General features: G+C 70.0%; 5 protein-coding genes. All 5 read right to left on the bottom strand.

Annotation, left to right across the window (positions count from 1 at the left end):
- A partial coding sequence (locus tag I55_RS12560) for a PAS domain-containing protein (protein ID WP_044560921.1) occupies positions 1–1,314 on the bottom strand: 1,314 nt, incomplete at its 3' end.
- 138 nt (positions 1,315–1,452) lie between these two features.
- The gene (locus I55_RS12555) at positions 1,453–2,604 is read right to left on the bottom strand and encodes a DUF2807 domain-containing protein (RefSeq protein ID WP_044560920.1); all 1,152 of its coding nucleotides are present in this window, start codon (positions 2,602–2,604) and stop codon (positions 1,453–1,455) included.
- A 155-nt stretch (positions 2,605–2,759) separates the two neighbouring features.
- Entirely contained in the window at positions 2,760–3,647 is an 888-nt protein-coding gene (locus tag I55_RS12550) for a TIGR01459 family HAD-type hydrolase (protein WP_044560919.1), read from the bottom strand.
- Positions 3,648–3,683: 36 nt separating this feature from the next.
- Complete coding sequence (locus tag I55_RS12545; protein WP_044560918.1) at positions 3,684–4,910, bottom strand: EAL domain-containing protein; 1,227 nt, start codon at positions 4,908–4,910, stop codon at positions 3,684–3,686.
- Positions 4,911–5,029: 119 nt separating this feature from the next.
- On the bottom strand, positions 5,030–5,838 hold an 809-nt coding region (locus I55_RS12540; protein WP_044560917.1), incomplete at its 5' end, for a quinone-dependent dihydroorotate dehydrogenase.

Below are 5,838 nucleotides of genomic sequence, written 5' to 3'. Positions count from 1 at the left end.
GTTGCCGGCCTGGATCTGGCGCACGGCCACCGCGATCTCGCCGGCGATGTCCACCACCTTGTCCTCCAGCTCGAACCGTCCCGCCTCCATGCGGGCCACGTCCAGGATGTCGTTCACCAGTTCCAGCAGGTGCAGGCCGCTGACCCGGATGTCCTCGGCATAGTCGGCGTAGCGGGCGTCGCCCACCGGGCCGTAGGTCTGCTGGGTGATCAGTTCGCTGAAGCCGATGATGGCGTTGAGCGGCGTGCGCAGCTCATGGCTCATGCTGGCCAGGAAGGCGGTCTTGCTGCGGCTGGCCATTTCCGCGTCGTGCCGGGCGCGGGCCAGCTGGGCCTCCGTCTCCTTGCGCACCGTGATGTCGGCCAGCGAGCCCAGCAGGCGGGTCGGCCGGGCGCCGTCGTCGTCTTCCCGCCAGACGCCCTGCCCGCGCGCATGGAACCACCGGGCTTGGCCGTCGGCACACACCATGGGCAGTTCCAGGTCGAAGGGCTGGCGCAGCCGCAGGTGGGTGCGGACGTGGTCGAAGGCGCGGGCCCGCTCCGCCCGCGGGATCATGCCCAGGACGCGGCGCGCACCATGGGGGCCGGCCGGCAGGCGCAGCAGGGTCAAGGTCTGGGCGGACAGGTGCATGCCACGGTCGCGCAGGTGCCATTCCCAGATGCCGACGGCGGAACCGGCGGTCGCCAGCTCATACCGCTCCTTTTCCTGGCGCACCGCTTCGGCCGCCAGGTACTGGGCCGTCAGGTCGACCGCCACGCCGATATAGCCCAGCCGCTCCCCCTCGCGCGCCGTGACGGGCACGGCCTCGCACAGCACCCAGACGACGCGGCCATCGGGCCGGCGCACGCGGAATTCCTCCGCATAGCGTTGGCCGGCCTGGGTCGCGGCCACCCAGCGCGACTGGGCCCGCTTATGGTCCTCGGGATGGATCAGCCACCATTCCCAGCTGCCGCCCGGGTCCAGGCCTGACGGCATGCCAGTGATCTCGCGCAGGCGGGGGTTGCGATAGGTGATGTCACCGGTGCCATCGACATGGAAGATGCCCACAGGCGCCATCTCGGCCAGCGCGCTGTACCGTGCCTCGCTGATCGCCAGGTCCCGGCTCTTGCGGGCGTCGATGGCGAAGGTGCGCAGCAGCACGCGATGCAGCAGCAGGGCGGTCACCAGCACGAAGCCGACGCCCTTGACGGGGGCCAGCCATGCGGCATGGACGGGGCCGAGGGTCGCTTCCAGCAGAATGTCGGAGCCCAGAACCCACAGCCCACCCAACAGGGCATAGCCCAGGCAAATCCGTGTCGCCGCCCCCACCCGCACGCTGCGCCCGTCCTTTAGCCGTCCCGGTCCCCCATGCCCCGAAAGGATGAGGCGCGGCCGGTTCCTTCTACGAATGGGCTAGTGTAGGCACGGGCGTCCGTCCGACGCAATCGGCGCTAGGGCCGAGGCGCGGCTGGGCTATTGGTCGCCCAGAATGATCTCGCCGCTGCCCGACTTGCCGATGCGCGGCGAGCCGGTGTGCTTGGCGACGGTGATGGTGCCGCTGCCGCCCATGAAAAGGTTGGGGTCCTTGGCGGTGCCGTCGAAGGTGAAGTCGCCCTGGCCCATGACGGCGACCTTCAGGGACTCGGCGGAGCCGTCGCTGATGTGGACGTCGCCCTTGCCATTGATAACGGCCTCGATCACGCCATCCACCTTGTCGGCGGAAATGTCGCCGTTGCCATAGACGGCCAGGCGCAAGGCCTTGTCGATGCTGCCCAGCGAGATGTCGGCCTGGCCCATCACCCGGACCTCGGCATCGGACGCCCGGCCGACATGCAGGTCGCCATGGCCGGCGATGACGAACTTCACCGACTCCGCCACCTCATCCACGCTGAGGTCGCCGTTTTCGACGATGTTGGCTTGCAGCGACTTGACCTTCTTCAGCGAGACCTCGGCCTTGCGCACGTCCAGCACGACGTCGCCGTCCAGGGTGCCGTCCACCGTCAACTCACCCGTCAGGCCGGCGGCCACCAGCTTGGTCTTGGTCGGCACGGTGATGGTCAGCTCGGTCGACCGGTTGGCGCCGGAGACCTGCAGGGTGCCCCCCTCGGCGGCGGCGCGCACGGCCCCACCGCTGGCGGTGATGCCGATGGTGGTGGCGCTGCTGGACGGGCGGATGACGGTGTTGCCGGTCACGTTGGACAGGTTCAGCACCGGCTGCGCCGGGAATTCCTGGCTGCTTTCGCTCACGGCGCGGGCATCGCGGGCGGCGGCCCGCGCGGCCATCGCCGCGGCCTTGGCCTCCTGCTTGATGGCCTCGACGTCCAGGCCACGCATCGCCTCTTCCACATCGCGGCGGATCTGGTCGGCGTCGGCCCGGCTGATGGGGGCCGCTGGCGCGGCGGGCGACGCGGGGGAGATCGGGGGGATGGGGGGAATGGGCGGGATGGGGGGAATGGCCGACATGCCCTCCACCTTGACCTTCACCTTGTGGGCCATGTTGTGCGGGTTGACGCCGCCGATCAGGGCGAAGGCCAGGGAACCCACGGCCACGACGGCGGCGATGACGCCACCGGCGGGTATGCCGGGCGTGAGGCGGGGCCGGGAGGGAAGGACGTTGGTTTCCATAGGGCGTACCCTGCGCGACATCGTAGAATTCCCCCGACTATTGGCCACTTGAAACCGCCTGTCCGCAGCGTTTGCCTATCCGTTACACTTTTAACCCGCCTGTTACACACCCGCCAAGGGGGCTGGGCCCGCCGCCCCTCGATGGAGACGGGGCGCTACCACCCCAGGCGGTTCATGGCGGCGCTGATGCGCAGGCCCGCCTGGGCCGCCAGGTCGGCCAGGCGCCCCAGGTCGGGCAGGTCGGCCAGCGGGTCGGCCACGCCCAGTTCTTCCCGGTGGATGCCGCCGGTGATCAGCAGACCGTCGATCCCGGCGGCGTTGGCGCCGGCCATGTCGGTGCGCAGGCTGTCCCCCACCGCCAGGACGCGCGACCGGGGGATATCGCCCAGCAGCGTGAAGCAGCGGGCGTAGACACCCGGGTAGGGCTTGCCGTGCTGGCGCACGTCGCCGCCCAGTTCCTCATACCGCCGCGCCAGCTCTCCGGCGCAGATCACCAGTTGCGGGCCGACATGCACCACCAGGTCGGGGTTGGCGCAGACCATGGGCAGCTTCAGGGCGGCGCAGGCGGCCAGGATGGGTTCGTAATCCACCAGCGTTTCGCTGAAGTCGACGATGCCGGTGTTGATGACGAAGTCCGCGTCCTCCGGCCGGTCCACCCGCGTCCGGTCGCCCAGGTCCAGATAGACGCCGGCGTCGCGGTCCGGCCCGATGTGCAGCAGCCGGGGGCCCAGGGCGGCGTGCCAGGCGTCCGGTGGATCGCGCAGCGCGTCGTGGGTCGCCTCGCCGGAGGTCAGCAGCGCGTCGTAATGGTCGGGCGTCAGGCCCATCTCCGTCAGGCGCGCCGCCGCCGCGTCCACCCGGCGCGGCGCGTTGGACAGCAGGCAGACCCGCTTGCCGGCGGCACGCAGGGCCTTCAGGCACTCCGGCACGCCGGGGTAGGGGGCGATGCCGTCATGCACCACCCCCCACAGGTCCAGGATGAAGCCGTCGTACCGCTCGGCCAGCTGGGACAGGCCGGTGTGCAGGGGGATGGTGATGGTCATGGGGCGTCTCAGGCAGGCGTCTCGGGCCTAAAGGGGTCAGGCAGGCAGGCGGCGGGCCATGCGCGGTTCCCCGAACAGATAGCCCTGGCCGAAGTCGATGTAGAGGTCCAGCAGGTCTAGCAGCTGCTGGTCCGTCTCGATCTTCTCCACGATCAGGTCGATGTTGTTGCGGTCCAGCTGGCGCTTCAGCAGCGTCACCTTGTCCGGGTTGGCGAAGCGGCCATCGGGGTCCAGCAGGCGGGCGGCGTCCAGCTTGACGAAGCGGATTTCATGCGCCGCCAGCTGGTCCCAGTCCACGTCGAAGCGGTCGACCTGATCCATGGAAAAGCGGAAGCCCAGGCTGCGCAGCCCGTCCAGGAAACCGGTGGCGAAGACGTCGCCCTGCATCAGGTCGGCCTGGCTCAGCTCGAAGATGATCTTCTGCACCAGGTTGGGATGCTGGCCCATGAACTGGACGAATTCCCGCATGAACGTGCCGTCGTTCAGGGTGGCGGCGGAGATGTTGCAGAAGAAGCCCACGTTCTGGTGGCGCTTCTCCGTCTCGCGCAGCAACTGGACGCAGCGGAACAGCAGCAGGTTGTCGATGGGCGCCAGCAGGTTGTGGCGCGCCGCCACGCCCAGGTAGCGGTCGGGCGTGAGATAGCTCCCGTCCTCCAGCCGGATGCGGGAGAAGACCTCATAGAAGCGGTGCTTGCGCTGCGGCAGGCTGACGATGGGCTGCAGGAAGATGTCCACCCGGTCGGACCGCAACGCCTCGCGGATGCCGTTCATCACGGCGCTGTCGTCGGGCGCCCCCGGTTCGGTGGCTTCCAGCGGGCCATAGGCGGAGCCCAGGCTGGGCATGGCCGCGACGGGGGGCTGGGGTGCCACCGAGGCGGGTGGAGGAGGTGGCGGGCCGGGGGGCGGAGATGCCGGCGTGCTTCCCGCCGGCATCTGCCCGGCCAGGGTGCGCAGCATGCGGGCGTCGTTGACCACGGCGGCCACGGCCCCCTCGGCCTCGGCCGGGCGCATCAGGCGATCCAGCGCGGCCAGCACGTCACGCTGCCGGTCCAGCAGCCGGTCCAGCCGGTGCTCCATCCGCTCCGCCTGTTCCATGCGGGCGTAGAACTCATGCAGCAGGCCGCCGAAGACGAAAACCACCAGGCCCAGCAGCAGGCCGTAGGACCGGTCCACGCCCACACTGGCCAGTGGCAGCGCCAAGGCCACGGCCACCGCTACGGCGACGTAGCAGGCGGCGAAGATGATGTGACGGAGCACGTGCATCGTTACGGTTCCTCAGTCGCCGGCGGGGCATCCGCCCCTTTGGCTATCCTCGCTGCGCCCTTCGGTACTCGCTCCGGGGCCCGCGGTCGCGGGCCTGGGATTTGCTGGAAGCGTATACGTTACTTGTGATCCGCCCCGACGGCCTGGGTGATGGTGGTGTAGCCGTCGGCGCGCAGCAGGGCGGCCAGGTCGCGCTTGATCGTGGTGACCAGGCCAGGGCCTTGATAGATCAGGGCGGAATAGAGCTGCACCAGGCTGGCGCCGGCGCGGATCTTGGCATAGGCCTGGGCGCCGGAACCGATGCCGCCCACGCCCACCAGCGGCAGCTTGCCCCGCGTCAGGCGATAGAAGTCGCGCAGCACGGCGGTGGACTTCTCGAACAGCGGCTGGCCGCTCAGGCCGCCGGTTTCCGCGCGCAGTTCGGGCGGCAGGCTGTCGGGGCGCTCCAGCGTGGTGTTGGTGACGATCAGGCCATCGATGCCGCTGGCCATCGCCACCTCCGCGACGTCGACCTTATCCTCCTCCGTCAGGTCCGGCGCCACCTTCAGCAGCAGGGGGACGCGGCTGGCGCCCCGCGCCTCCAGGCAGGCCGTCAGCAGGTCGGTCAGGGCCTGGCGGCCCTGCAGCGCCCGCAGGCCCGGCGTGTTGGGGGAGGAGACGTTGACCACCAGATAGTCGGCCAACGACGCCAGCCGGCGGATGCCGATGATGTAGTCGGCGGCGGCGTCCTCCGTCGTCTTGTTCTTGCCGACGTTGGCACCGACGATGCCGGTGTGGCCGGCGGCACGGCGGGCCTCCAGCCGCTGGGCGAAGGCGTCCAGCCCGTCATTGTTGAAGCCGAAGCGGTTGATCACGCCCTGGGCCTCCACGGCGCGGAACAGGCGGGGTTTGGGGTTGCCGGCCTGCGGGCGGGGGGGANGGTCCCCGC

It is taken from the genome of Azospirillum sp. B4 (genome assembly GCF_000333275.1).
Lineage (GTDB): Bacteria > Pseudomonadota > Alphaproteobacteria > Azospirillales > Azospirillaceae > Nitrospirillum.
This window is presented reverse-complemented; position numbering and strand designations above follow the sequence as displayed.

Excerpts from the sequence above, each read along its gene's own strand:
- I55_RS12555 (WP_044560920.1), bottom strand. The coding sequence starts at position 2,604 with ATGGAAACCAACGTCCTTCCCTCCCGGCCCCGCCTCACGCCCGGCATA.
- I55_RS12550 (WP_044560919.1), bottom strand. The coding sequence starts at position 3,647 with ATGACCATCACCATCCCCCTGCACACCGGCCTGTCCCAGCTGGCCGAG.
- I55_RS12545 (WP_044560918.1), bottom strand. The coding sequence starts at position 4,910 with ATGCACGTGCTCCGTCACATCATCTTCGCCGCCTGCTACGTCGCCGTA.